We start from the raw sequence: 6,303 nt of genomic DNA on the forward strand, positions 1-6,303 counted from the left end.
TCAGGCCTCCTGCCGCTGACGGGCAAACGCCAGACGCACACGCAGCAGCGCGCCGAGGTGATACAGCCCAAACAGCGCAACCGCCGCGCCTAGCGGCCAGTAGAACAACTCGCGTTGTGGTTGATGGCTGAGGGTTTTCACCTGGTGTGGCGTGAGGCGATCGAGGGTGCTGTAGACCTGATCCAGCGCGTTGCGGTCTTCGGCGCGGAAGAACTGGCCGCCAGTGGTTTTGGCGATCTGTTCCAGCGCCGACAAGTTGACCTTGGCCTCACCGGACGCGCTCGGGTCACCGATGCCGATGGTGTGAATGATCACGCCTTTGTTGGCGGCCATTTCAGCGGCGTGATCGGGGGTGATCGCGCTGCTGGTGTCGTTGCCGTCGGTAAGCAGGATCAGCACTTTTTCCTGCTCGTGGGCCTTGTCCAGCAGCTTCAGGCTCAAACCGATCGCGTCACCGATCGCGGTGTTGGGGCCGGCCATGCCGATACCGGTGTCGGCCAGCAGCAGTGAAAGGCTGGCGTGGTCGAGGGTCAGCGGCGCCTGCGGGTAGGCGCCGGTGCCAAACACGATCAGACCGAGGCGGTCGTCCTTGCGCTTGTCGATAAAGCCTTGCACCACCTCTTTGACGGCGGCGAGGCGGTTGATCTTTTCACCGTTGGTGTTGGTGAAATCTTCGGTTTCCATTGACTGCGAGAGGTCAATGGCGAGCATCAGGTCGCGTACCGGTTGTTGCCGTTCGATGGGTTTTTCCACGAAAACCGGGCGTGCGGCGGCCAACAAAATCAAGGCCCAGACCAGAACATTCAGCAGCAGTTGCCAGTGATTGCGGCGGTTGCCGACGATGCCCGGGGCCTCACCGATCGCGCGGCTCATGGCTGCGAAAAACGGCACACGCACGGCACTGCGGGCCTCGTTGTAGGTGGGCAGATAGCGGTAAGCCAGCCAAGGTAATGGCAGCAGAAGCAACAGCCAGGGGTAATCAAGCTGCCACATGGTGATGCTCCATCCAGTATTGGCAGGTGTCGAACAGCGCCAGGCGTTGCGGCGCGGGGAGGGCGCGCAGGGTGTCGTCGGGGGCGTAGGCGAGTTGCGCGAGTTGTTTGCTGAAATCGGCCGGGAGCGGCTTTTTGCAGTGGCGCTGCAGAAAGCCTTGCCAATCCTCCCGCCCAAGCGCCGCAGGACCCTGTGGGAGCTGGCTTGCCAGCGATGGCGTCCTGTCCGTCGATACAGATGTTGGATGTGATGGCCCCATCGCTGGCAAGCCAGCTCCCACAGGGTTTGCATTCCAGCGAGTAGGCTTGTGCATCGGCATCGAGAGCGCCACACGTTTGAGCAGTTCCGGCAGTTCGCGCAAGGCATTCAAGTCATCACTACGGCTGCGCAACTGCGTCAGACGTGCCAGGCCTTCGCGCCGATAAGCGTCCCTGCGCCATTGCCAATAACGCCGAATGCCGATCAACAACGCGGCCAATATCAGCAGGGCGAGCAACACCCACCAACCCCACGTCTGCGGCGCATAACTGACCGGCTCGGGCAGGCCCAACTCTTTGAGCTGTTCAATGCTCGGGATATTCGGGTTCATCGCCGTGCTCCGGCACTTTTACCCAGCTCGGCACGCAGTTGCGCATGGGCTTCTTCGGCGGTACTGAACATCATCAACGGCACCTGACTGCGGCGCAGCAGGGTCGCAACGTCCTGCAGCCGACCGCTGAGAAAGTCCCCCAGCGGTTGGTGCACGTTGCGTTTTTCCACCGCCAGTTCCACCTGCAATTCGCCTTGGGTAACCAGCAGGCGGCCATTGGTTGGCAGCTTCATGGCCAGCGGGTCGTAGACCTGCAGCGCAATCACATCGTTGTGCGCCGACAATTGCCGCATCAGTTGCAGGGTCCGTTCGCCGGCCCCGGCGAAGTCGCTGACGATGCAGATCAAATGGTCGTGCCCGGCCAGGGCGAGGCAGCGTTGCAAGACCTTGTCCAGCTGGTCTTCGTCTTCGGCGTCGGGGTTGGCCGCGCTGAGTGCCTGATTCTGCTCGGCGATACGACTGAGCAAGGCTTCCACACGTTTACGGCTGCGCAACGGTGCGATGCTGTCGATACGCTGATCGTTGAACACCAGTCCGCCAACCCGGTCGCCGGCGTTGAACACCATCCACGCCGCCAGTGCCGCGAGTTCGGCGCCGAGTGCGGATTTGAAGCTGCGTTGCGAGCCGAAGAACATCGACATGCGCTGATCGACGACGATCAACGCCGGGCGGTCGCGCTCTTCGGTGAAGGTGCGTACCACCGGTTTGCCGGTACGCAGCGAAGCGCGCCAGTCGAGGTGACGCAAATCATCGCCCGGCTGATAGCGACGCAGCTCATCGAAATTCAAGCCACGCCCGCGCAGGCGCGAAGCATGGTTGCCGGCGAGGATGCTGCCCCGCGGCTGTCGTGCGAGAAAACTCAGGTCACGGGCCTTGAACTCCAGCGCCATCAATTGCGCGAGAGAGACGTAGACCAGACCTTCGTCGTTCATGCCGGAATCGCCACTTTATCGAGGATCCGGTCGAGCACCTGATCGGCACTGACGCCGTCGGCCACCGCGTCGTAGCTCAATTGCAGACGATGGCGCAGCACCGGATGCACCAGCGCGCGCACGTTGTCCGGCGAGACAAAGTCCTGACCTTGCAGCCACGCATCGGCGCGGGCGCAACGGTCCAGGCCAATGCCACCGCGCGGACTGGCACCGATGGCAATCCAGCGCGCGAGGTCTTCGTCGTAATCGGCGGGGTGGCGGGTGGCGTTGATCAGGTCGATCAGGTAGCTGTCGATGGCCGGAGAGACATGTACCGCGCTGACTTCTTTGCGCGCGGCGAAGATCACCTCCTGCGGCAGGCTGAAACCCTTGATCGGTGTGGTGCTGGCGCCTTGGGCGAACTCTTCGTTGCGCAGCAGGCGCAGCACCTGACTCTCGTTTTCCGCGCTCGGGTAGTCGAGCAGGACTTTCATCAGAAACCGGTCCATCTGCGCTTCCGGCAGCGGATAGGTGCCTTCCTGTTCGATCGGGTTTTGCGTTGCCACCACGATGAACAGTTCCGGCAGCGCATGACTGTTACCGGCCACCGTAATCTGGCGTTCCTCCATGGCTTCGAGCAACGCCGCCTGCACCTTGGCCGGTGCGCGGTTGATCTCGTCGGCGAGGATCAGGTTGCCGAACAGCGGACCCGGCTGAAAGCGGATTTCATTTTTGCCTTCGACCTGATGCAGCACCTCGGCGCCAGTGATGTCCGAGGGCAGTAGATCCGGGGTGAACTGGATGCGGCTCATCTTCGCGTCGAGGTGTTTGGCCAGTGCTTTGACCGTGCGGGTCTTGGCCAGCCCCGGCAGACTTTCCAGCAGCAAGTGACCGTTGGCCAACAGGCCGAGGAGGATCTGGCGGATCACCTGATCCTGGCCGAGTACGGCTTCGGCGATGCTGGCTTGCAGGGCGTTGAGGTCGGTAAGCGCAGTCATGGGGGCAGTCCTTTGTGTCCGGTCTAGAAAAAGGCCAGGGTCAGGTTGACGCTGAAGCCGTTGCCTTCAGGGCGGTTCTTGGTGTCGAACTCCGGTACCCAGCGCGCACTGATATTGGCTTGGGCGTCGGCGAATTTACCGGTCCAGCCCACGACCGGGCCGGCGCCTACAGAGCGTCCGCGATAACCATTGAAGGTGTCGGCGGTCTGGCCTTTGTCATCGGTGAGTTGCTGGATGTAGCCGGCCGCAACACCCGCGCTCCAGCCATCGCCAAAACCATGGGTCCACAGTGCGTCGAGGGTGAAGATGTTGCCGTTGCGATAGTCGGTGGCGTCGTTCTCGGTATAGAACTCAAGACCGCTGGACAGCGTGAGTTCGCCGCCCTTGCCATCCAGATGCGTGAACGCCACCGTTGGCATGAAGGTGTAGTTGTTCTGTCCCGGGTTGGCCAGACGATCCTTGTTGTAGGCGCCGGTTGGCACGTAGATCGGCAGCGAAAACGAGATGTGGTTGAGCTCATCGAAGTGATAGCCGGCGGCAATCGGCGTGATCAAGGCGTCGGCGAATTGCGTGCCGGAATCGCTGTCCCCCAGGGTGCGCCCACGCGGGCCGGTGATGCTGGCTTTGATGTCGGTGTATTGCACCGGCACACCGATTGCCGAGGCGTAATTCCATGGGCCTTTGCCGGTGTCCCAGACGTGGGTGAAGTTGCCCATGGTGTAGGAGACTTTCATGTCGATCCCGCCGCTGACTGCGCCGGAAATCGGTGCACCGTCACTGCCCTTGAGCGAGCCGTCGTACCAGATGCTGGTGAGCGACATGACCCAACCCGGCTCGGGTGGGACGATCCCGGCGTTGGAAAACACCTGCTGGCCGGTGATCGGGCGGCCGACGCCGCCCTCTGCTGCGTAAAGCAGAGGACTGCCGATCATGCACAGCGCCAACAGCGGGCGCACAACGTTGGGCTTGATCATTGATGACTCCGCTTATTGGTTTGAATTGATCGTATTGAGCAACGGCATTTTCCATTCACCACTGGCGACTTCCGGTTTCGGTATATCAAGGCGAACAATCCCCTGTGCCGAGCCGTTTGGTGTCGGCGGGCAGTTGGGCTGCTGGGCGCCGACGCCACAGCTGACAAACATGGTCATCAGGCCGTATCCGGTGGCTTTGAAAACAGCGTGCATGGCGTTTTCCTTATTTGCCGAATGTCACATTGATACCCGTGTACACAACGAACTGCGGCAGCCCGTCGCCCTTGCGGTCGACCGTCCACTGCGGCTCGACGAAAGCGTTGAGGATGTTGCTGCCGGACTTCCAGGCTTTGCCAACACCCAGACCGAGCGGGATGTAGTGGGTGTCATTTTTCAGGTCGAAAGTCCAGGTGCCGGTGGAGCGCAGGTACCAGCCTTTTTCCAGGTTATGGATGATGAACGGCTGCATGGTTGCGCTCTCGACGTGCGGGCGATCGTTGTCACCGGCAAACGAACTCTGGTACTGCACCAGCGCGCCGAGCAGTCCGCGCGGCGAGGCGTCGATGGCCACGGCGGCGAGGCCACCTTGCCATTTGCCGGTACCGAGTTCGTCCTGTTCGGCGGTCGGCGCAGTGATCAACGGGCCAATGCCCAATTGCACGCCTTCGGTTTTCAGAATGAAGATATCGAACAGGTTCAGATCGCCGATGCCGGTGCTGTAACCGTTGTGCGGATCGGGGCGGGTGCTGATCGGTAGCGTGGCGCGGACCAGTTGCGGCACGCCGATGAAATCGTTGGGCGCAATCGGCAGGGTGCCGCGCAGCAACACGTCATTGCTGTGCGCATTGCTGTCGTAGAGTTTCGGAGTGTAGTAGTCCTGCAGATTGGCGCCGGGCGCCACGTTCAACGGGTTGTTGCTTTTGTTCGAGTCCTCGGCGTTATCCGCCTGCACGCCACACGCAGCCGCCAGCGCACTGGCCAGAAAAAGAGTCTTCCCCACTCGATTGAACATCATCCCCGATTCCCTGGTGGCTTCTGGATACTCGGCACTTCTCGGCCGTTACGGCGTAATCCCTTTCTTATCAAGCCTGTAGGACACGTCTGAATGACGCTAGCAGCTAATCGGGAGTTAGCCAGCCGAATGGATTAATTCTTAGGTTTTGTGTACGGGTTCACAGGTGATTGTGTACCAACTATTCCATTGCTTACGGTGTAGGAGCTGTCGAGTGAAACGAGGCTGCGATCTTTTGATCTTGGTTTTGTGGATCAAAATCAGAGAATCGTCCGGTCGCGGTTTGAGCTCTCGGCAACTCCTACCCATACGTATTTCAATTCGGGATGTTTAAAGGTTGTTTTGATTTTGCGGAACGTTCCCACAAGGTTTTCAGGTTGTCCGTCGGACGTCGGGTCTCTAGCCTGTGTTCGTCGCTGCCAAATCAGCGACCGGGACTGGAAACCCCGACGGGTATTAGTGGCGCGTACACGCCTTTCATAACGTATCCTTGCGCACTTCAAATGTGTGCACTCCGTTATGGCGGCTGTGCGCGGGAGACCTTCGGGTCGACCGGGTCGCCGCTGCCCGGGTTTCCAACCTGCGTACAGCTGCCACCTCTTCGTCCGGAAACCGAATGGGACAGCTCCAACTTTCAGCGGAGTTACACCATGAAAAAACCAACACCCAACCCCCCAGAAGCAGAAGCCGACACTACATCCCCCTACGCCTCAGTCGACAGCAAAAAACTCCACGAAGCCGCCGACCGCGCCCTCGACTTCTACCTCAACCCCACCGCCCACATCATGTCCAGCGCCAACGAGCCGGAACCCATGTACCTCGCCAA

7 protein-coding genes are annotated in these 6,303 nt (G+C 60.7%); all 7 read right to left on the reverse strand.

What is annotated here, in order from left to right:
- Genes ACM6IN_RS11825 through ACM6IN_RS11855 form a run of 7 tightly spaced genes read right to left on the reverse strand, consistent with a single transcriptional unit; the run spans position 1 to position 5,477 of the window.
- Positions 1 to 993 carry a vWA domain-containing protein gene (locus ACM6IN_RS11825; protein WP_414916080.1) on the reverse strand — a complete coding sequence of 331 codons (993 nt, stop codon included), beginning with the start codon at positions 991 to 993 and terminating at the stop codon, positions 1 to 3.
- Positions 980 to 1,582 carry a DUF4381 domain-containing protein gene (locus ACM6IN_RS11830; protein ID WP_414916081.1) on the reverse strand — a complete coding sequence of 201 codons (603 nt, stop codon included), beginning with the start codon at positions 1,580 to 1,582 and terminating at the stop codon, positions 980 to 982. Before ACM6IN_RS11830 ends, ACM6IN_RS11825 begins: the two co-directional genes overlap by 14 nt.
- Positions 1,579 to 2,514 carry a DUF58 domain-containing protein gene (locus ACM6IN_RS11835; protein WP_110718627.1) on the reverse strand — a complete coding sequence of 312 codons (936 nt, stop codon included), beginning with the start codon at positions 2,512 to 2,514 and terminating at the stop codon, positions 1,579 to 1,581. Before ACM6IN_RS11835 ends, ACM6IN_RS11830 begins: the two co-directional genes overlap by 4 nt.
- On the reverse strand, positions 2,511 to 3,491 hold the full coding sequence (locus ACM6IN_RS11840) for an AAA family ATPase (protein ID WP_414916082.1): 981 nt from the start codon (positions 3,489 to 3,491) through the stop codon (positions 2,511 to 2,513). Before ACM6IN_RS11840 ends, ACM6IN_RS11835 begins: the two co-directional genes overlap by 4 nt.
- 23 nt (positions 3,492 to 3,514) lie before the next feature.
- The gene (locus tag ACM6IN_RS11845; protein ID WP_007914383.1) at positions 3,515 to 4,465 is read right to left on the reverse strand and encodes a transporter; all 951 of its coding nucleotides are present in this window, start codon (positions 4,463 to 4,465) and stop codon (positions 3,515 to 3,517) included.
- A 12-nt stretch (positions 4,466 to 4,477) separates the two neighbouring features.
- On the reverse strand, positions 4,478 to 4,678 hold the full coding sequence (locus ACM6IN_RS11850) for a hypothetical protein (protein WP_414916083.1): 201 nt from the start codon (positions 4,676 to 4,678) through the stop codon (positions 4,478 to 4,480).
- 10 nt (positions 4,679 to 4,688) lie between these two features.
- Complete coding sequence (locus tag ACM6IN_RS11855; RefSeq protein WP_095112199.1) at positions 4,689 to 5,477, reverse strand: hypothetical protein; 789 nt, start codon at positions 5,475 to 5,477, stop codon at positions 4,689 to 4,691.
- Between the last annotated feature and the right edge of the window lie 826 nt (positions 5,478 to 6,303).

Origin of the sequence: Pseudomonas sp. IT-P395, from assembly GCF_949767675.1 — a bacterium.
GTDB lineage: Bacteria > Pseudomonadota > Gammaproteobacteria > Pseudomonadales > Pseudomonadaceae > Aquipseudomonas.

What these genes read in the sequence shown, in the direction of transcription:
- ACM6IN_RS11825 (WP_414916080.1), bottom strand. Translation starts at nt 993, where the DNA reads ATGTGGCAGCTTGATTACCCCTGGCTGTTGCTTCTGCTGCCATTACCT.
- ACM6IN_RS11855 (WP_095112199.1), bottom strand. Translation starts at nt 5,477, where the DNA reads ATGTTCAATCGAGTGGGGAAGACTCTTTTTCTGGCCAGTGCGCTGGCG.
- ACM6IN_RS11835 (WP_110718627.1), bottom strand. Translation starts at nt 2,514, where the DNA reads ATGAACGACGAAGGTCTGGTCTACGTCTCTCTCGCGCAATTGATGGCG.
- ACM6IN_RS11840 (WP_414916082.1), bottom strand. Translation starts at nt 3,491, where the DNA reads ATGACTGCGCTTACCGACCTCAACGCCCTGCAAGCCAGCATCGCCGAA.
- ACM6IN_RS11850 (WP_414916083.1), bottom strand. Translation starts at nt 4,678, where the DNA reads ATGCACGCTGTTTTCAAAGCCACCGGATACGGCCTGATGACCATGTTT.
- ACM6IN_RS11845 (WP_007914383.1), bottom strand. Translation starts at nt 4,465, where the DNA reads ATGATCAAGCCCAACGTTGTGCGCCCGCTGTTGGCGCTGTGCATGATC.
- ACM6IN_RS11830 (WP_414916081.1), bottom strand. Translation starts at nt 1,582, where the DNA reads ATGAACCCGAATATCCCGAGCATTGAACAGCTCAAAGAGTTGGGCCTG.